Annotated in this window: 14 protein-coding genes; 9 read left to right on the top strand and 5 right to left on the bottom strand. The window is 66.7% G+C overall.

The window, feature by feature from the left end; all coding sequences use genetic code 11:
- Positions 1–24: 24 nt before the first annotated feature.
- The 6 genes from ABD768_RS22005 (at position 25) to ABD768_RS22030 (ending at position 7,799) form a co-directional block, all read left to right on the top strand.
- The gene (locus tag ABD768_RS22005) at positions 25–2,268 is read left to right on the top strand and encodes a transglycosylase domain-containing protein (protein WP_344843430.1); all 2,244 of its coding nucleotides are present in this window, start codon (positions 25–27) and stop codon (positions 2,266–2,268) included.
- A 162-nt stretch (positions 2,269–2,430) separates the two neighbouring features.
- The gene (locus ABD768_RS22010; protein WP_344843432.1) at positions 2,431–2,862 is read left to right on the top strand and encodes a hypothetical protein; all 432 of its coding nucleotides are present in this window, start codon (positions 2,431–2,433) and stop codon (positions 2,860–2,862) included.
- A 93-nt stretch (positions 2,863–2,955) separates the two neighbouring features.
- Entirely contained in the window at positions 2,956–5,355 is a 2,400-nt protein-coding gene (locus ABD768_RS22015; RefSeq protein WP_344843435.1) for a glycoside hydrolase domain-containing protein, read from the top strand.
- Entirely contained in the window at positions 5,352–6,077 is a 726-nt protein-coding gene (locus tag ABD768_RS22020) for a M15 family metallopeptidase (protein WP_344843439.1), read from the top strand. The genes ABD768_RS22015 and ABD768_RS22020 overlap by 4 nt, the downstream gene beginning before the upstream one ends.
- Positions 6,078–6,118: 41 nt before the next feature.
- Positions 6,119–6,484, top strand: coding sequence for a hypothetical protein (locus ABD768_RS22025; RefSeq protein WP_344843442.1), 366 nt, complete (start codon positions 6,119–6,121; stop codon positions 6,482–6,484).
- 121 nt (positions 6,485–6,605) lie between these two features.
- Entirely contained in the window at positions 6,606–7,799 is a 1,194-nt protein-coding gene (locus ABD768_RS22030) for a mannosyltransferase family protein (RefSeq protein ID WP_344843445.1), read from the top strand.
- Positions 7,800–8,004: 205 nt separating this feature from the next.
- Here the strand turns inward: ABD768_RS22030 and ABD768_RS22035 are convergent, their stop codons facing one another.
- A complete protein-coding gene (locus ABD768_RS22035) occupies positions 8,005–11,970 on the bottom strand; it encodes a GH92 family glycosyl hydrolase (protein WP_344843448.1) in 3,966 nt (1,321 codons plus the stop codon).
- 253 nt (positions 11,971–12,223) lie between these two features.
- On the opposite strand from ABD768_RS22035, the gene ABD768_RS22040 reads away from it, so the two are divergent.
- A complete protein-coding gene (locus ABD768_RS22040) occupies positions 12,224–13,147 on the top strand; it encodes an NAD-dependent epimerase/dehydratase family protein (RefSeq protein ID WP_344843451.1) in 924 nt (307 codons plus the stop codon).
- A complete protein-coding gene (locus ABD768_RS22045) occupies positions 13,144–15,345 on the top strand; it encodes a glycosyltransferase family 2 protein (protein WP_344843454.1) in 2,202 nt (733 codons plus the stop codon). The genes ABD768_RS22040 and ABD768_RS22045 overlap by 4 nt, the downstream gene beginning before the upstream one ends.
- On the opposite strand, the gene ABD768_RS22050 is transcribed toward ABD768_RS22045, so the two are convergent.
- The gene (locus ABD768_RS22050) at positions 15,275–15,718 is read right to left on the bottom strand and encodes a GtrA family protein (RefSeq protein ID WP_343968121.1); all 444 of its coding nucleotides are present in this window, start codon (positions 15,716–15,718) and stop codon (positions 15,275–15,277) included. The genes ABD768_RS22045 and ABD768_RS22050 overlap by 71 nt on opposite strands.
- A gap of 148 nt (positions 15,719–15,866) precedes the next feature.
- Here ABD768_RS22050 and ABD768_RS22055 point away from each other — a divergent pair, with 148 nt between their 5' ends.
- A complete protein-coding gene (locus ABD768_RS22055; RefSeq protein ID WP_343968123.1) occupies positions 15,867–17,024 on the top strand; it encodes an NAD-dependent epimerase/dehydratase family protein in 1,158 nt (385 codons plus the stop codon).
- A gap of 8 nt (positions 17,025–17,032) precedes the next feature.
- On the opposite strand, the gene ABD768_RS22060 is transcribed toward ABD768_RS22055, so the two are convergent.
- From ABD768_RS22060 to ABD768_RS22070, 3 genes are read right to left on the bottom strand one after another with little or no spacing between them, the layout of a single operon-like run.
- A complete protein-coding gene (locus ABD768_RS22060) occupies positions 17,033–17,713 on the bottom strand; it encodes a class I SAM-dependent methyltransferase (protein WP_343968125.1) in 681 nt (226 codons plus the stop codon).
- Positions 17,714–17,759: 46 nt separating this feature from the next.
- Positions 17,760–18,761: an alanine racemase gene (locus ABD768_RS22065; RefSeq protein ID WP_344843460.1), complete on the bottom strand. Its 1,002-nt coding sequence runs from the start codon at positions 18,759–18,761 to the stop codon at positions 17,760–17,762.
- Positions 18,762–18,765: 4 nt separating this feature from the next.
- Positions 18,766–19,896 (bottom strand): lipid II:glycine glycyltransferase FemX, encoded by a 1,131-nt coding sequence (locus ABD768_RS22070; RefSeq protein WP_343968130.1) that lies wholly within the window; start codon positions 19,894–19,896, stop codon positions 18,766–18,768.

The following is a 19,896-nucleotide window of genomic DNA, read 5'->3' on the forward strand; positions in this document are numbered from 1 at the left end:
AGCGAGATCGTCGAGGATTGCACTGTGAGTGAAGGTCGTAGGAAGGCTCCTACCCGCGCACGCCGCAAGAAACACTGGGCACTGAGAGTAGCGGGCTGGTTGCTCGGGCTGTTCTTCCTCGGTGTGATCGGCGTCGTCGCGGCCTTCTTCATCGGCTACCAGACGACCGACATCCCGGACCCCAACAAGGAGTTCGCGGCGAACACGACGACCGTCTACTACTCCGACGGCAAGACCGTGATGGGCACCTTCTACGAGCAGAACCGCCGCTCGGTGCCGCTGGCGCAGATCCCGAAGTACGTCCAGGACGCGATGATTGCGGCAGAGGACCGGACCTTCTGGACGAACCCGGGCGTGTCGCCGTCGGGCATGGCGCGGGCAGCCTTCAACATCGCCCGCGGTGAGCAACTCCAGGGTGGTTCGACGATCACTCAGCAGTACGTCAAGATCATGTACCTGACCCAGGAGCGAACGTTCTCCCGGAAGTTCTCCGAGCTCTTCATCGCGACCAAGCTGAGCCGGTCGCAGGACAAGAAGCAGATCCTCGAGGGGTACCTGAACACCATCTACTTCGGCGAGGGCGCGTACGGCGTCGCGGCGGCCGGCCAGGCGTACTTCAGCGTTCCCGAGCCGAACAAACTGAGCATTCCGCAGGCCGCCTTCCTGGCGACCGTGCTGAACAACCCGACCCGGTTCGACCCGGACAACAAGTCGGCCGCGGCGCAGAAGCGGATCCTGGAGCGGTACCAGTACGTCATCGACGGCATGCGGCAGAGCGGAACGATCACGGAGGCGAAAGCAGCGCAGTACAGCGCGAAGCTGCCGGTGATCAACAAGCCGAAGAAGAGCGGCGGCAAGTACCAGGGCCCGAACGGCTTCCTGCTCGACATGGCCAAGAAGGAACTCGGGAAGCTGGTCCCGCAGGACCAGATCAGCGGCGGCGGCCTGAAGGTCGTCACCACGTTCGACAAGCGCAGGCAGAACATGATGGTCGCGGCAGCCCAGAGCGAGCTGCCGAAGAAGCGCGACAATCTCCATGTCGGACTCGCGTCGGTCACGCCGGGCACCGGGCAGCTCGTGGCGATGTACGGCGGCCCCGACTACCTGAAGAGCCAGCTGAACTGGGCCACCGCCCCGGGCCGCCCCGGCTCGTCCTTCAAGCCGTTCGCCCTGGCGGCGGCGCTGATGGATGACCGGAGCATCTACGACAAGTTCCAGGGTGACAGCCCGATCGAGGTCCAGGGCCAGGAACTCAACAACGAGTTCGACCGCAGCTACGGTGACGTCGACCTGATGGAGGCGATGGAGCAGTCCATCAACACCGCCTTCTACGACCTGGTCGACAAGCAGATGGAGAACGGTCCGGCGAAACTGGTCAACGCTGCCGAACTGGCGGGCGTGCCGAAGAGCCCCAGCCTCGAACGTGGCCGGAACAACCCGTCGACCGTGCTCGGCCCGGACCCGTACGCGTCACCGGTCGACATGGCCAACGCCTATGCGACCTTCGCGGCCGGTGGCAAGGCCGTGCCGGTGCATGTCCTGAAGTCCGTCAGTGGCCCGAACTTCAAGACCTGGACGGACCAGAAGGAGATCATCGCGAAGAAGGGCAAGCAGGTCTTCGAACCGCGGGTGGCCAACATGGTCAACTACGTTCTGCAGAACGTGGTCGACGGCAAGCACGGCACCGGCGACAAGGCCCAGGCCCTCGACCGGCCGGTGGCCGGCAAGACCGGTACCGCTGGTGGTGTCGCCCTCGAGCACCGCAAGGCAGACAAGGCGTGTGGCGGCTGCAAGGAAGGCAAGGACACCTTGACGTCGTGGTGGGTGGGCTACACACCAGAGCTGTCGACTGCCGTGCTGTACCGGGCCGGCAAGACCGGTGAGGGTGACCTCGACCCGTACAGCAGCGACGATGCGTTCTTCGGTGGCAACTGGCCGGTGCGGACCTGGCTGGCCTACATGGAGCCGGCCCTCAAGGGTGTGCCGGACGAGCCGTTCGCCGAGCCGGACAAGGCCGAGATCGAGGACAGCCCGACGCCGACGTTCACCCCGACGCCGACGGACACCCCGCCGCCATCGAACACGCCGCCCCCGTCGAACACGCCGCCGCCCTCGAACACCCCGCCCCCGCCGACCAACACCAACAGCCCGACGCCGCCGCCCCCGACGAACACCAAGACCACGAAACCACCGGGCTGGCCGTCGATCCCGACCAAACCGACCAAGCCGACGAACACCCCGGAGACACCCGGCGGCGGCGGTCAATAGCACCACCGAACGGCACCTCGACACCGAGGTGCCGTTCGCTTTTCCCTGACTTGCAACAACGTGCAGAACCGTTGCCGCGGCTCGATCGCTACGGATAGCTTTCGGTGCGCCCGGCCGGGCTGGCCGAGCTTTCGCCGTTGCCGATCAGAGGAGAAAGCATTCATGCAGTTCTCGAGGAACAAGTCCGTCTTCCGGGTAGTGGCCGCCGTCAGCGGCCTGGCCCTGTTGATGCCGCTCTCGGGCGCGTCCACGGCGTCCGCGGCCGTCACTGCGACGTGTACGTCCGAGGTGCAGGCGAAGCGCGACTACCTCGACTCCGCCGGTGTGCTCGCGGCCACCCTGTACTGGTACAAGGGATCGGGCGTGACCTGCGCCAAGCTGGTTGCTAGAGGCAAGTACTACGGAATGAGCAAGTACATGTCGCTGTCCGTCTGGGACAGCGACCACCCGGCCAAGACCACGGATGCCGGCACCTTCAAGTACTACGCCGGCCCGCTGTCGCGCAACGTCGGGTGCATGGACGCCACCAGCGTGATGAAGAACGCCGCCGGTGCGACGATCATGAACCACACCACCGCCTTCAGCTGCAACTGATCCAGGTCCGGTAGCGGACAGCGAAACGGCACCTCCTCGAGGTGCCGTTTCTGCCGCCCGGTGACAGGACTCGAGAGGGATTCAATGGACCAGATGGTGTTAGCGGCCCAGCAGTGGGTGAATGCGACCTATGCGAACGTCTCCGGTTATGTCGCCGCCCCCGAGACGGGAAAGACCGGCTGGGCGACGATGTACTCGCTCACCCGGGCGCTTCAGCACGAGCTCGGGATCACGGCGTTGTCCAACAACTTCGGCCCCGGAACGATCAGCGCACTGATCGCGCACGGCGACATCGGCACCGGCGAGGCCAACCAGAACCTGGTGAAGATCATCCAGTGCGCCTGCTACTGCAAGGGCTACGGTCCCGGACTCATCAACGGGCAGTACGGAAGCGCCACGGGTCAGGCGATCAGCAACATGATGACCGATATGGGCCTCGGCGGACGGGTGAACGGAAAGGTCAGTCCCAAGGTCTTCAAGGCTCTGCTGACGATGGACGCCTATGTGCTGATGGGTGGCGGGCTGGAGACCATCCGGACCGTCCAGCAGTGGATGAACAACCGGTACTACGACCGGGTGCCGTTCTTCATGATGCCGTGCGACGGGCACTTCTCCCGCGACGTGCAGAAGGCCCTGATCTTCGCCCTCCAGTTCGAGCTCGGCCTGTCCGACACCCAGGCCAACGGCACCTTCGGCCCCACCACCCAGGCCAACCTGAAGGCCCAGGGATTGGTCCAGCAGGGATCAACCGACGGAGCCCGTCAGTTCGTTCACCTGTTCCAGGCCGCGATGGTCTTCAACACCTACGACAATGCCTTCGACGGCTCGTTCGGCAGCGATCTCGCCGGCCGGGTCATCCGCTTCCAGAAGTTCTCCGGACTCGACGAGACCGGGAGCGGCAACTACGCGACCTGGGCCCAGCTGCTGGTCAGTACGGGCGATCCGGAGCGCCCCGGCAGGGCCTTCGACTGCAGTCTGGACTACATCACCACCGAGCGCGCGGCAACGGTGAAGGCGGCGGGCTATCAGACCGTCGGCCGGTACCTCACCAACGTGCCAGGATCTACCAAGAACAAGAAGATCCAACCCGGCGAGATCGCGACGATCCTCGCCGCCGGCCTCACTCTGTTCCCCATCTACCAGGCGAACGGCCGGGTGGTCACGGACTTCACCTTCACCCAGGGTTTCGCGAACGCGTTGGAGGCCCACGACGCGGCCCGCGGCTATGGGTTCTCGCCTGGGACGGCGCTGTACTTCGCGGTCGACTACGACGCCACCCAGGATGAGATCGAGAGCAACATCGTTCCGTACTTCCAGGGAGTCGAGGCCGGGCTGAGATCTCGTGGCAAGGTCTACCCGCACGGCGTCTACGGTTCGCGCAATCTCTGCACCCAGGTGAGCTCCCAGACGTACGCGCGGTTCAGCTTCGTCAGCGGTATGTCGACCGGCTTCAGCGGGAACATGGGTTTCCCACTGCCGGTCAACTGGTCGTTCAACCAGATCCAGACGCTCACCCTCGGCACCGGCACCGGAAAGATCGACATCGACAAGGACGTGAAGTCCGGCCGGGACCCCGGAGTGCGGTCGCTGCGTCGCGACGCTCCGGTTCTTCAGCAGTTCAACGCCTATCTGAGTGCGTTGTACGATGCGGCGCTCGACTTCGCCGCCTCGGAAGGTCAGGGAGCGGCGCGGGCTATCGACCTCACGCTTCGCTACCTGCGACTTCCGGACTACAACGACTACCAGTGGCTGCTTTATTTCAAGCTCGAGTCCGCCGACGGCCCGTTCACGGCCGTGGCCGATGCCAGGCTCGCGCAGGCCGGCTTTCCGGACCGGATCACCTATTTCACCGAACCGATGACGTTCGACGACCTCAAGGTGTCTCACTGGGCGGCATCGATCGAGTCCGCCCGCGTGTGGGTCGCCGGCAGCCCCTTCGACAAGGCGCAGATCGGTGACCTCGGTGGTTGGGGTGGCGACCTCATCACTCTCTTCGCGCAGTACTGGCGGGTCCGCGAGCAGAACGCCGACGCGTACGTCTGGGTGAGCGACAATCTCGGCAAGATCGACTTGGACAACTCCTTCGACAACCGGAACCTGCTGGAGGACCTCGACAGCCTCAACCTGGCTCGGCTGCTGGCCATGAATCCCTCCTTCTCGGCGACGGTCAAGTCCTACTACACCGTCGCCGGCAACTCCGCGTCGATCAAGGTCGCGACGAGATTCCGGAACTTCCTGACTTTGCGGTTCCAGAACAACCAGCAGTCGGTCGGTGACGCGGCTCTGTACCTGCTCACCAACGCGGAGTACCTGCCGATCCGGACGGCGCTGGCCAAGGACGTTCCGGACATCTGGGGCGAGGCGATCCACCGGAACACCATCGAACGGTTCTGCCGCGGCTTCGCCGACACCCTCCTGGTCCGGACCGGCAACGAGAAGGCCCTGTTCGCCAAGGCCGCCCAGCGTCAACGTCAGGAAAGGACGATGTCATGACAGCAGAGATCGCCGGTCTCAGCGGGTTCACCCGTCGCTCGGTGCTGACGGCCGCGGTCGCGGTGGCAGTCGTCGGCGTGCTGCCGGAGCTGGCTGCGGGCAGGGCTTTCGCAGTACCGGTCAGCGTCCTCGGGGACGCCCGTCCGTGGTCCGCGACCGGCCGGACGAGCAGCGCGAACGGCTGGCCGATCGATCGGGTGCCGCTCAGCACGGCCGCGGTGCAGGGCGCGGATGCCGAACTGACAGTGCTGGCCGATCCGGACGTCTCAGTGGTTCTCCAGTATGTGGCGCGGAGATTTCATTACGAGGTAGCCGAAATCCGGGCCGGCGAGTTGGTCGGCTTCAAGCCATTGGGGCGGTTCGCCTCACAGCATGAAAGCAACCACTGCTCAGGTACCGCGATCGATCTCTTGCCGGGACACTTTCCCGCCGGCCTGCGAGGGGGCCTCTATCCTTGGCAGATGCTCGTGGTCCGGGACATCCTCGCCCAGTGCGGCGGGGTGATCCGGTGGGGAGCGGATTACCGGGACTCCGTGGACGAAGGGCATTTCCAGATCGACGTACCGCCGGGGGATCGACGGCTGAAGGATCTTGCCGCCGTCTTGCGGGGGTACACCGAGTTGCCCGGCAAGGGGGCCGGGACCGGTGAGGAGATTCCGTTCTCGTCGGCTGCGGTGCGACGCTCGGCGGACTTCCATCGCAGGCAGGGAGTGGTCAGCTGATCCGATCCGGGCCGGCTGATGGACCAGATGAATGGAGCCAGGTGACGATGCGGTCGGACTACGCGCGGCGAGGGTTGGCTGTTTCGTGTGCGGTGGTCGGGCTCTGCCTGTTGGGGTTCGGTGCGCTGATTTATGCGTTCTTCGTGTGGCTTGCCTATGACCAGTCCGGTGCTGCCGAGCTCTGTCAAGCGCGGCTGTCCGGTCCGTCCGGGGTTGGGGAGCCGGAGGCTACGACCAAGCCGGGGTTCTTTCCCATCAGCGCACGATGTGAATGGTCAGGCAAGGTCAGTGACATCGAGCTGGTGTCGGCGCGGACGACGGTCATTCCGGTGGTGATCATGGGGGCCGGGGTGGTCACGGTGGCCGCTGGTGGGGTGGTGTTCTGGGGGCGGAGTGGCGGCGGGTAGGCCGAGCGGGCTGGGGGCGGCTTGTTCGACTGGGAAATGGGGATGGGGCACGATGGGGGTGTGAAGGCGCCTAGGCGGAAGGTTGCGCAGCAGGGTTGCTGTGCGCAGAAATGGGCGTCTGGTGGTTGTTGAGCGGGCCGCTTCCGAGGAGCAGCCGCGGCGGGCTCGGCGGGCCAAGGATGGGGCGGTGCTGGGGATCCGGTGGCGGCCTGATCTGACGTTCCGGGAGACGCTCGGGTGGTGGCTGGTCAGCCGGATCGGGATCTTCGTGATCTCGGTGTCGGCGCCGTTGCTGTTCAACCGGGGGACCGACTATCCGAATGTGTGGCATGCCTGGCTGCAGTGGGATGTGTGGCATTTCAAGGCGATCGCCGACTACGGGTACAACCATGGCGAGCCGTCCGGAGCTCCGTTGGCGGCGTTCTTTCCGGGGTTGCCGTACCTGATGCGGGTGGTCGGCTGGATCGGGATCGGTCCGGTTGCCGGCGGGGTGGTTGTTTCGCTCGTGGCCAGTGCGGTGGCGGGGGTTTACCTGGCCCGGCTGGCGCAGTACGAGTTCCCTCAGCTGACGAGCTTCGGGCCGAAGGCGGCGCTGATCTGGTTCGCGGCGCCGGTGGGGGTTTTTCTCGCGGCGCCGTACACGGAGGCGTTGTTCTGTGCCTTCGCCTTTCCGGGCTGGCTCGCGGCCCGGCAGGGGAGATGGGCGCGGGCGGCACTGTTCGTCGCGCTCGCGTCGACGGTCCGGGTGTCGGGCATCTTCTTGATCTTCGCGCTCGGCGTCGAGTTCCTCACCTCGAAGAAGCGCGACTGGTACTCGCTGCCCTGGCTGTTCTTGCCGGCGGTACCGGTGCTCGGCTTCATGGCCTACCTGAAGCAGATCCACGGCTCCTGGTTCGCCTGGCAGGAGGCGCAGGAGAAGGGCTGGGCGCGCGAGTTCACCAAGCCGTGGATCTCCCTGAAGCACACCGTCGAAGCCGCGACCAAGGGCCACTTCGCCGCCGACCACAGCGACTGGACCTGGATGTTCCGGGCCGAGCTGGTCGCGCTGGCCGTCGGCCTGATCCTGCTCGCGTGGCTCCTCTGGCGCCACTCCTGGGGCGAGGCCGCCTGGGTAGCCAGCACCATCGCTGCCTTCGTGACGTCCTTCTGGATCTACTCACTCACCCGCGCCACCCTGCTCTGGTGGCCGCTCTGGATCGGCCTAGCGGTCCTGGCCGAGCGAAAACCCTGGCTAGGCCGCCTCTACCTGGCGGTGGCAGTCCCTCTGGCGGCCATCTGGGCCGCAGCCTTCTTCACCGGCCGCTGGACCGGCTGACAGCTGATCTGTCCAGGATGTGGACAGATTGGGGCCGAGGCAACCGAACCGGAGTCTTGCTCGTCAGTACTGGTGTTGGGGTGGCAGGCCGGGCGGGGTCGCCACCCCTCCATAAGTTCTTCGGCGGAACCTCTCAGGGGCAGGTTCCGCCGGAAGATATCGAGAAGCGCGGCGACCGCGGTGGCGGTCGCCGCGCTTTGTCGTGTCAGCCGAAGTTGCGGTCGATCGGCTGGGACGGGGTGACGCTCGGCTTGGCCTGGGCGACCCGCTTGTCGCTCGGGTGGACGCCCGCCTCGACACCCTTCAGCGTGCCGAGCAGCTCCAGCTCGGACAGCGTGACGCCGGAAGCGCCGGCCGCCGGAGTCATCACCAGCCGGTACTGTGTGTAGCTCTTCGGCGCGGCCACGCTGAACGACCGCGTGTACGCCGGGAAGGCCCACGACTCACCAGCCCGCTTGTCCACCTCGGCCCACGTGGTCCCGTCGTTCGAACCCTCCAGCGTCCAGGCCGACGGCGCGACCCCGGTGTTGCCACTGGTCAGCGTGTACATCGTGACCGGCCGGCCCTGCTCCAGCTGGACCGAGACGGTCGGCGTCGCGCCGGTCAGTGTGACCTGCTTCTTCGAGTCGTTGTCGGTCAGTGCCGACACGTCGACTCCACCGGCCGAGACCACCGCACCGGCGTCCTCGGTCGAGTCGCGCCACGTCTTCGGGTCCTCGCCCGGAGTCGTGATCGAAGGCGGGGCGTCGTTGCGGCCGGAGCCCCAGGTCGACGGCTGGTCGGTCATGTCGAACTCGATCTTGCCGCCGTTCGCGATCAGGTCGTGCGGCAGGTTGGTCGAGCTCCACGCCTTGCCGTTGACCTTGACGCCCTTCACGTACTTGTTCGTCGCACTGTTGTTCGGCGCGCTGATGGTCAGCTTCTTGCCGCCGGACAGCCGGACCGTCGCCTTGGTGAACAGCGGTGCCCCGATCGCGTAGTTCGGCGAGCCGACCTGCAGCGGGTAGAAGCCGAGCATGCTGAACAGGTACCAGGACGACATCTCGCCGTTGTCCTCGTCGCCCGGGTAGCCCTGGCCGATCTCGGACCCGAGGTAGAGCCGGTCGAGGACCTCGCGCACCTTCTCCTGCGTCTTCGACGGCTGCCCGACGAAGTCGTACATGTAGGCGATGTGGTGCGACGGCTGGTTCGAGTGACCGTACTGGCCCATCCGGACGTCCCGCGCCTCGAGCATCTCGTGGATCGTGCCGCCGTAGCCGCCGGTGTGCAGCGCGTCCTCCGGCGTGCTCCAGAACTCGTCGAGCTTCTTCGCCAGCCCGTCGCGACCGCCGTACACGGCGGCCAGGCCGGCGCCGTCCTGCGGGGTCGAGAAGGCCATGTTCCAGGCGTTCGTCTCGGTGTAGTCGTGACCCCAGTCCATCGGGTCGAATGTGGTCGGCGAGTTGCCCCACGTCCCGTCGCCGTTGCGGCCCTGGAAGAAGTTCAGCGCCGGGTCGAACAGCGCGACGTAGTTGCGCGCGCGGTTCAGGTAGTAGTCGTAGTTGTCCTTGTACTCCTGCTTGCGCGGGTCGCTGCTCTTGGCCGCGTCGTACAGCGCCTTCGACATGTTCGCGATGCCGAAGTCGTTGATGTAGCCGTCCATCGACCAGCTGAAGCCCTCACCGGTGGTGTTGGCCGTGTAGCCGTTGAACACCGAGTGGTCGAGCCCCTTGCGGCCGACGTTGTCTGTCGGCGGGCGAGCCGCAGCGTTCTTCAGCGCCGCGTCGTAGGCAGCCTGTACGTCGATGCCCTTGATCCCCTTGAGGTAGGCGTCGGCGAAGGCGACGTCCGAGCTGGTGCCGACCATCAGGTTGGCGTACCCAGGCGAGGACCAGCGTGAGATCCAGCCGCCGTCCTTGTACTGCTGGACGAACCCGTTGACCAGATCGGCCGCGTCGTCCTGCGAGAACAGGCTGTACGCCGGCCAGACCGTCCGGTACGTGTCCCAGAACCCGTTGTTGACGTAGGTCTGGCCGGTGACGATCTTCGAGCCGGTCGTGGTCGGCGTGTCCGCCCCGACCTTCGGCGAGGTCGGCGACGCGTAGCTGATCACCGGGTTCGAGGCGGTACCGGTGTTCTCCGAGCCGTTGTTCGGGTAGAGGAACAGCCGGTACAGGTTGGAGTACATCGTGTGCAGCTGGTCGGTGGTCGCACCGTCGACCTCGATCGTCGACAGTTTGGCGTCCCAGGCGTTCTGGGCCGCGTTGCGGACCTTCTCGAACCGGCTGCCCTCGGCCAGCTCCAGCTCGAGGTTCTTCTTCGCCTGCGCGGTGCCGATCAGCGAGGTGGCGATCCGCAGCTGGACCTGCTTCACCGACGGGCCGAAGGTGAAGTAGCCGCCCACGTTCGCGCCGCCGCCGTTGGCGAGCTTGCCGCTGGCAACGACCTTCTGGTCGACGACGCCGTACACGAACAACCGGCCGGCGCCGGTCGACAGCCCGCTCTTCACGTCGCTGTAGCCGGTGACCACACCGTTCGCCGCGTCGAGCGTCAGGCCGCCGAGGTTGCTGGTGTTGTCGAAGATCAGCGACGCCTTGCCGGCCGGGAACGAGAACCGCATCATCGCGGCGTGGTCGGTCGGGGTCAGCTCGGCCGCGTTGCCGTTGTCGAACGTGACGCCGTAGTAGTACGGCCGGGCGATCTCGTTGTCATGACTGAACGACCAGGCCCGCGCGTCACGGTTCGCCGTCGGCGTGTCGGCGGTGGACGGCATCACCTGGAAGGTCTGCCGGTCACCCATCCACGGGCTCGGCTCGTGGCTGATCGAGAACGCCTGGATCTCCGGCTTGTTCTGGTCGTTGTTGCCCTTGGCGTAGTCGTACAGCCAGGAGATCGAGCCGGCGTTCGTGACCGGCGTCCAGAAGTTGAAGCCGTGCGGGACGGCGGTCGCGGGGAAGTTGTTGCCCCGGGAGAAGCCGCCGGTGGAGTTGGTGCCGCGGGTGGTGATCGCCAGGTCCGACGGGTGATGCCGGGCGGTCAGCTGGGAGGCGGCGTCCGAGGTGGTCGCCTTGCTGATCCGGACGTCGTCGATCCAGCCGCGGAAGTCCGCCGGGCCGGAAGGCTTGTCGTAGCCGACCAGGATGCGGGTCACCGTCTTGCCGGCGGCGACCTTGCCCAGGTCGGCCTCGACGTTGTTCCACTGGTTCGTCGACAGGCCCTTGGCATCGCCCTGGCCGCGCGGGCTGAGCTCGAAGCCGTGGTGGTCCTTGGCCTTCAGGTCGCTCAGGTAGGTGCCGTCGGAGAACGCCAGATCCACGGCGGCGAAGGTGCTCGGGTAGCTCAGGTCGCCCTCGACGTGCTCGGGGAAGATCTTGTACCCGAGCTGGGTGTCCGGGCCGATGGTCAGGTCGACGTCGGCGATCTTGTTCCAGGTGTAGCCCCGGCCCTCGGCGGTCTGGTGACCGGCGTACCGGAAGGACTTGACGCCGGTGAAGCCGGTCCGGGCGCGGGCGTTGTACGCGCTCGTCGGGCCGGAGTCCAGACGAGACTCTGCCGTCTTACCAGGAGGCGGCAGCGGGGCGCCGTTGGACAGGTACCAGTCGGCGAGCTGGACGATGTCCTCGCCGTGGTTCAGCGTGACGTCGAACTTGAAGAACTTGTACGCCGTCTCGTTGGAGAAGCTGTACTCCTTGGTCTGGAACCGGTTGGCGAAGCTCTCGCCGGTCCGGGTGTCCAAGGTGGTCCAGGTCGTCCCGTCGTTCGAGCCGGAGACGGTCCAGTTCTGCGGGTCGCGGCCGTCGGCGTCGTTGGCCGAGGTGAGCGCGTACTTGCGGATCACCACCGGGGCCGACGTCTCGTAGGTGAGCCAGCCGGTCGGCTCGAAGACCAGCCACTTGGTGAACTTGTCACCGTCGGCCGCGTTGGTCGCGATCTCACCGGAGCCGGTGTTCTCGCCGTTCGCGGTCACCTTGACGACCTTGTCCATCTCGCTGCCGCCGATCCCGGTCGGCGTCGGGCCTTCGACACCGCCTGCCCGCGGCTGACCGTCGGGGCCGGTCTCGACCGCGTCGGTGTACCCGGGCTGTGGCTGGCCCGGCTCGAAAGAGGTGAAGAAGCTGGAACCGGACACGGCCGGCTGTGCTTCGGCGGCCGGGCTCGCGGAGGAACCGGCGCTCGCTGACGTGGAGGACATGGCAGACATTGTCACAACAAGCCCGACGGCCGTGACGAGCCCCAGGGGGCGGCGGAGATCCATCAACGCTCCTTGCACGACAAGACCGGCGTACGGCGGTCGCCGCGTACCGGAGGTTTACGCGGCCCCGATGACAAGGTTGTCAGCCCGCGTCCGGGGTGATCTTCCCCATCATCGTCACCCCTGGTCAAGGGTTCGTGGCGGACCGCTTCCGGCCGTCGGCGAGTTGGACCCTCACCGGTAGGTTGCTGGTATGGACGGATTCGACGACAGGGTGCTCGTGACGGGTGCCGCGGGCTTCATCGGGCGGGCCGTGGTGGCTGCACTGCGCGAGCGGGACCTGCCGGTGACGGCGGTCGACCGGGAGCCGGCGGATGCGGCGTGGGCCGACGACGCGGGCATCACGGTGATCACCGGTGACCTGGCCGAGCAGGAGGTCTGCATCGCGGCCTTCGAGACGCGGCCGCGGGCGGTGGTCCACCTGGCGGCCCTGACGTCGGTACTGCGCTCCGTCGACGCCCCGATGCGCACCTTCGCCGAGAACGTCACCATCACCCAGGTGCTGCTCGAGTTGTCCCGCGGTAGCGGCGTCGACAGCTTCGTGATGGCCTCCACCAACGCGGTAGTCGGCAATGTCGGCACCGAGACGATCACTGCCGAGCAGCCGCTGCGCCCGCTCACGCCGTACGGCGCCACGAAGGCAGCGGCCGAGATGCTGCTCTCGGCGTACTCCGGAAGCTACGGGCTGGCGACGGCCGCTCTGCGTTTCACCAACGTCTACGGCCCGGGCATGTCGCACAAGGACAGCTTCGTGCCGCGCATGATGCGAGCAGCCCTCGCCGGTACCGGCGTGAAGGTCTACGGCGACGGCAAACAGCGCAGGGACCTCGTGTACGTCGATGACGTGGTCGCTGCCGTGCTCCTGGCGCTCGACACCCGGTTCGACGGCCGCGCCATCATCGGCTCGGGCAACTCGGTCTCAGTGCTCGACCTGGTCGACACAGTGCGCGCAGTGACGGGTGCCGGAGTACCGGCCGAGCATGTGGAGGCACCGGCCGGCGAGATGCCGGCCGTGGTCGTCGACGTGTCCGCCAGCGCGGAGACGCTCGGCTACCGGCCCACGGTTTCGCTGGAGGACGGCCTGGCACGGACTTGGCAGTACTTCCAAGCCCAGTGAGAAGGGCGCTCCGGACGCACTGGTTGCTCGCCATCTTCCTGGTGGTGGGTCTGGTACTGCGGGTCCTGGCGACCATCGCCTATCGACCGGCGATCATCTACGTCGACTCGGTCCAGTACCTGACCAACATGAAGGACCTGAAGCCCGATCAGCTCAACCCGATCGGCTACGACTTCGTCCTGAAGCCACTGGTCGATCTCGGCGGCCTCACCGGCGTAGTGATCGTGCAGCACCTGGCCGGGCTGGCCATAGGCGTCGCAATCTACGCGTTGGCCCGGCGGCTCACCGTCTACCGCTGGCTGGCCGCAGTGGCCGCCGCACCGATCCTGCTCGACGCCTACCAGGTGCAGATCGAGCAGAACATCATGGCCGAGACCACCTTCGACGTGCTGCTCGTAGCGATCCTCTGGACCCTGCTCGGCTGGGGCAAGCCGGGCTGGAAGCGGGCACTGCTCGCAGGCCTCCTCCTGGGTGCCACCTTCGCAGTACGCACGATCGGGCTGACCCTGATCGTCGCCGCGGTCCTGTACCTCGTCGTAGTCGGCTCCGACTGGCGTCACCACCGCGGCCGGCTCGTACTGCGAACCGCTGCCGCCCTGGCCGGCTTCACCCTCGTCTTCGGCGCCTACGTCGGCTACATCCACAGCGAGACAGGCAAGTGGGCCATCTCCGGCGCGGACGTCACCGTCCTGTACGGCCGTACCGCTCAGGTCGCCGACTGCGCCAAGCTGCCGCTCAACGCGGGCACCAAGCTGTTCTGCCCGGAGGAGCCACTCGGCCGGCGACTGGGTGTGGATAAATACGCGCACAACCGTTACGGCGACCCGAACTGGCCTGGACCGCTGCCACCCGGCACGACCAAGCAGGAGCTGGCCCAGGAGTTCAGCTCGCTGGTGATCAAGCATCAGCCGTTCGATGTCGCGTGGGCCGCGACCAAGGACTTCCTCAAGGGATTCGCGCCGACCAGGACCACCTCGCCGGATGACGTACCGCTGGAGCGCTGGCAGTTCCAGCTGACCTACCCGAACCTCGAGGACCCGCACACGGCTGAGGCGTCGCAGGAGTGGGGTGGCCAAGCTCCCCACGTCAACCACGGCCCAGCCGCCGTACTGCGCGCCTACCAACTCAATGGGGGCTACACGTCAGGTCTGGCGCTAGGGATCGCAGTACTGATCGCACTGGCCGCAGTGGCTGGGGTTGGTCGGGCTAGGCAGTCAGGGTTGCGCGCTGCTGCTCTCCTGCCTGCAGCGGCGGGGGTGATCCTCTTACTGGGGTCAGCGGCTTTTGAGTTCTCCTGGCGCTATCAGTTGCCAGGCCTCGTGTTCTTCCCGCTTGCCGGAGCCTTGGGTCTGCGGGCGATCCTCGGCAAGGATCAGGCGCGGCCGCCGCTGGACAACTATCCGGACCAGACCGATTCCGAAGCGCTGGACGACTTTCGGGCCAGACATGGCGTCGTGGCTTTCGCGCCGGTCGTCGTGGTGATTGCGGCGTACAACGAAGCGGGCGGCATCGGCCCGGTGCTGGCGAACATGCCGAAGACCTGCGCCGGGCTGCCGGTCGACGTGTTGGTGGTCGTCGACGGAGCCGAGGACAACACGGCCGAGATCGCTGTAGCGCAAGGTGCATACGTCTGCGTTGCTCCGCGCAACCGCGGGCAAGGTGCTGCGCTGAGGCTCGGCTACCAGCTGGCAGGGCAGGGCGGAGCGGAGTACGTCGCCACTACGGATGCTGACGGACAGTACGACAACGATGAGCTCGACGTGTTGCTGCAGCCGATCCTCGACGGCAAGGCCGACTTCGTCACCGGCTCACGACGCCTGGGCGAGGAGGACGCGGACAGCAGGTTGCGCTGGCTCGGGGTTCGCGTTTTTGCTGCCCTGGCGTCGATTCTGACCATGCGGCGGTTGACCGACACGTCGTTCGGGTTCCGCGCGATGCGGACAGCCCTTGCCTGCAAGGTGACGTTGCGCGAACCGCAGTACCAGTCGTCGGAGTTGTTGCTCGGCGTACTGGCCAGCGGTGCCCGGGTGGTCGAGTTGCCGATGACTATGCGGCGCAGAGGAGACGGGACGAGCAAGAAGGGACCGGGGCTCGTCTACGGCGCCAACTACGCGCGCGTGATGACCACTACCTGGTGGCGGGAGTACGTTCGCGTCCCGAGAAGACGTAGCGGTCGAACAGTACGAACTTCAGGATGAACGTGAAAGCGTTCGCGGCCAGGAAGACCGCACCGGCCAGGATCGTCCGCCAGGTGTGCGAATCGATCCAGCCGCGGACGACATGGTCGCCGGCGGTGGTGCAGGCGATCACGACGGCCGCGCTGCCCAGCACGATGATTGCGTAGGGCAACAATTCGCGCCGGGCCGAGACCCGGCCCTGCTGGTTCCACGCCCAGCGGCGGTTCAGGAAGTAGTTGGGCACGGCACCGGCCGCGAACGCGATCACGCTGGCCACTGCGGACGTCGTACCGATCCAGTAGCAGAGCAGGAAGAAGACCTCGCTGGTTGCGGTGGCCACCAGTGATGACGCTGAGTACTTGGCCCATGTCAGCAAGTTGGCCGGCCTCTTCACGTCGCCCATTCTGCATCGTCCGTCCCAGCCGTTGCACCTGCGACCGGATTCACAGGAGATTGCCAGCTTCCACGCAGGTGAATCCTCCACTGGCTGGGTACACATGACAGGACAAAGGCAACATTTCCGTCCGGAAGGTGGTTGGTCCGTGCGCGTTCTCGTCCTGGGTGGTGACGGTTACCTGGGGTGGCCGACAGCACTGCATCTGTCCGACAGCGGACATCAGACAGCGGTGCTCGACAACTTCGCGCGGCGAGGGTACGACCGCGAACTCGGTGTCGACAGCCTGGTCCCGATCGAGGATCTCGACACCCGGGTGGCAGCCTGGCACGAGGTGTCGGGGCAGCAGATCACGGCGTACTCCGGCGATCTGTGCGACGCCGACTTCGTCTATCGGGTGGTGCGGGAGTTCCGCCCCGAGGCGATCGTGCACTTCGCCGAGCAGCGGGCGGCGCCGTACTCGATGATCGACCGGCAGCACGCCGTGTACACGCAGCAGAACAACGTGATCGGCACCCTCAACCTGATGTACGCCGTGGCCGAGATCGACCCGGACATCCATCTGGTCAAGCTCGGCACGATGGGCGAGTACGGCACGCCCAACATCGACATCGAGGAGGGCTGGCTCGAGGTCGAGCACAACGGCCGCAAGGACCGGATGCTCTACCCGAAGAAGCCGGGCTCGTTCTACCACCTGAGCAAGGTGCACGACTCGCACAACCTGGAGTTCGGCTGCCGGGTGTGGGGACTGCGCGTGACCGATCTCAACCAGGGCGTGGTCTACGGCCAGCAGACACCGCAGACGATCCGCGATCCGCGGCTGGCCACGCGGTTCGACTACGACGCCGTCTTCGGCACGGTGCTGAACCGCTTCGTCATCCAGGCGGTGCTCGGCGAGCCGCTGACCGTCTACGGCACCGGCGGCCAGACGCGTGGCCTGCTGGACATCCGGGACACCATCGAGTGCATCCGGCTCGCGGTCGAGAACCCGGCGGAGGTCGGTGAGTTCCGCGTCTTCAACCAGATGACGGAGAGCTTCTCGGTCGCGGAGATCGCCGAGCTGGTCGCCGATACCTTCCCCGGTCCGGTCCAGGTCGACCACCTGGAGAACCCACGGGTCGAGCAGCCCGAGCACTACTACAACGTCAAGCACACCGGCCTGGTCGGCCTCGGCCTACAGCCACACTTACTGTCGGACACGCTGATCGAGTCGATGTTCCCGATCGTTGCCGAGCACAAGGACCGGGTGAACCTCGGCGCTTTGCTGCCCACCGTCACGTGGCGTGGGGGACTGAAGACCGGCTAGTACGCGGATCAGCGGGTGCCGGTGACGACGAGGATCGGTGCGATGCCCAGGAAGCGGTCGCGCCGGCCTCGGTCGGCCTGTTCGGCCAGCCAGCCGTCGGCGTCCTCGCGGGTGATCAGCGCCTTCTTGATCGAAGCCGCTGCGGCATCCGCCAGGTCGTCGGCCAGTTGCCGGTAGTCGGTGGTGATCCGGGCATGGACGGCGACCTCCACGTCGCGGAACCCGGAGTCGAGGAGCAGATCGCGATAGCTCCGGGCTGCCCGCGGCGCCACCGACCGCGACTCCAGCCCGAGACCGATCACGTCGGTCAGGTCCTGGTCGTCGCTGTCGAGCAGCAGGAAGCCGTAGTCCTGACCGATCAGGGCGATCCGCCCGCCAGGGCGTAGTACCCGCCTTGCCTCTGCCAACGTCGGCAGCGGGTCCGGCAGCAAGTGGAAGACGTTCGCGGCGCGGTAGCCGTCGACCGACTCGTCCTCGAGCGGCAGATCGCCGGAATGTGCCACGTGAAACACCGCGCCAGGCGTCCGCCTGCCCGCGACGGCGATCACCTCGGGATCCGGATCGATCCCGATCGCCTTGACGTGCGCGTGCGTCAGCGCGGCGACGGCGGTTCCGTCGCCACAACCGACATCCACACAGGTGTCACCGGCGCCGAGCCGGAGGCCCTCCAAGAAGTCGTAGTCACCCATACCGCCAAGGCTCGAACTTCAGGTGCACCTGAAGTCAAGCCCCGGCTCAGTCCATCGAGATCTTGTCGAAGACGGTGGTGGTGAAGCGGACGTCCACGCCGACCTCGTCGCCGACGGCCGGTGGGGCGACCGAGGACGGCAGGAACAGCATGCTGGCCTGCATGTGCGGCGGCTCGGCGAACCAGCGTTGCTTGCCCTCTATCGTGAACGGCGACAACGCCATCCCGGCGGCGTCCAGGCTGCCCTTGGCCATCGCGATCGCGCGCTGCCGGACGGTGGCCGCCGCGGTCGGGGCCTCCAGGCCGACGCCGTGCGCGGTACCACCGGAGACGACGAGAATGTGCCCGTCGCCGGCCACCCGGCGCTGCCGGTAGCCGACGCGTTCGCCGCGGCGTACCGAATGGACGTCGAGCACGGTCGCCCGCACGGTGAACGCGCCGCGGTCACCCAGCCAGAGGCCGGTGCCCATCCGGAGCTTCACGTTCTCGCCGATGTCGGCCAGCTTCTGCGCCGGGACGTGCGACACCCAGACCGGACCGTTGCGGACCGCGCGGGCGGCGCGACTGAGCTCCTGAGCCTCCCTGATGTTCGCGGACGTACCGCCCGCGCCCATCGGGAAGTGCAGCGACCAGCCCTCGAACTTGATCCGGTCCAGCGCGTTCAGCAGCATCGTGTGGCGCAGCTCGCGGGCGCCGATGCCGTGCCGGCGCATCGACGTCTGGACCTCGATCAGCACCCGGCTGCCGGCCGGGATCGAGACCAGGTCGGCCAGCCGGCTGACCGTGTGGATGACGTTCTTGCCCTGCGGGATCTCCAGGAACGGCCGCCACGGCGTGAGCACCACGACGTCGTCCTTGAAGTCCGGCGGGACCTCGGTGTACGTCCCGACCGCGACGGTCCGGGCGCCGAGCGCGCGGGACTCGGCCAGCAGCCGGGTGTTGCCGACGCCGTACCCGTTGCCCTTGGCGACCGGGACGATGTCGGGGTTCCACGTGGAACGAAGGTGGTCGCGCCATCGATCGGAATCGATGTGCAGGATCAGGGGCATGTTGTCATCGCCGTCTCATGTAGAGGTCGAATGCGGTGTAGAGCGCCTTGTTCAACGGCAGATCCCACTCACCGACGTACTCGACGGCTTCGCCGCCGGTGCCGGTCTTGAACTGGATCAACCCGACATGCGAGTCGTTCGGGTCCAAGGTGTCGGTGATGCCCCGTAGGTCGTACACGAACGCGCCAGAGCTCAGCGCGTCCCTCATCATTCGCCACTGGATCGCGTTCGATCCACGGACGTCTCGCTTCGCGGTCGAGCTGGCACCGTAGGAGTACCAGGAATGACCGCCCACCCGGACCCAGATCGTCGAAGCGACCAGATCGCCCTCGTGGTAGGCCATGTAGAGCCGGAAGTCGCAGCAGTCGGCCGGCTGGGTCGACATCGCCTCGTACATCTTCTGGAAGTACGGCAGCGGCCGCGGGGTGAAGTGGTCCCGCTCGGCCGTCAGGACGTACAGCGCGTGGAAGGCCTTCAGGTCCTCGGCCGTGCCGAGGGTGACCTCGACGCCCAGCTTGGCCGACTTCTTGATGTTGCGCCGCCACTGCTGGTTCATCCCGGTCAGCAGGTCGTCCTCGGTCTTGCCGGCCAGCGGCACCTGGAAGACGTACTGCGGTTGACCGGCCGCGAATCCCTCGACCGCTCGCGGCGCCTTCCAGCCCAGCGCGCGCAACTGTGCCGCCACGGTCGCGCCGGACGGTTCGATCACATCCGGGCGGACGTCGCCGAGCTTGGGCTGCTGCCCGCCGGCGATGGCGTCCTTGATCGTCTGAGCGCGCCAGCGCCGCATCGGCACCGGCGGACCCATCCGCAGGCCGAAGGCGCCTTGCGCCAGGCAGTGTTCGGCCAGCGGGCGCAGGTACCGGCCGAGGTCGATCGCGTCCCAGTCGATCACCGGGCCCTCGGGCAGGTAGGCGAGGTAGCGCTTGACCTTCGGCATCTGCCGGTAGAGCACCAGCGTGACGCCCAGCAGATCGTTGGGAGCAGCCGGATCGAACCAGCCCAGTGACTCGGCCTTCCACTCGCTCTTCACCGCCGCCCAGCCAGGGGTCTGCAGGAAGCTGGCCGAGGGCTGCGCCGCGAGGTAGGCGGCGTGCTGCTCGGCGGAGATGGTCCGGATGCTCAAGTCACTCAC

The sequence above is a fragment of the Kribbella ginsengisoli genome, assembly GCF_039537185.1.
GTDB lineage: Bacteria > Actinomycetota > Actinomycetes > Propionibacteriales > Kribbellaceae > Kribbella > Kribbella koreensis.